At 64.8% G+C, this 210-nt stretch carries 1 pseudogene; it reads left to right on the plus strand.

What is annotated here, in order from left to right:
- A pseudogene (locus HWY05_RS38125) lies at nt 1-210 on the plus strand (hypothetical protein); the annotation flags it as partial.

Consider the following 210-nt stretch of genomic DNA (forward strand, 5'->3'; position numbering starts at 1 on the left):
TCAGCTCGCGAATAATCCGCCGGCCGGCACGCCGCCCGAGGTGTCGTCGGCGGCGTCGTACATGCTGCAGAATCCGGATGTCTATCAGCAGATCGAAACGCACGACGTGTCCGGCGCGGACGGCAAGTCCGGCGTGGGCAACTTCCAGTGGGCAGCGCAAGGCGGGCTCGACCAGATGGTGTCCGATGGCACGTCCAAACTGCCTGACAT

Source organism: Paraburkholderia sp. BCC1876, assembly GCF_902833695.1.
In the GTDB taxonomy this organism is placed as follows: domain Bacteria; phylum Pseudomonadota; class Gammaproteobacteria; order Burkholderiales; family Burkholderiaceae; genus Paraburkholderia.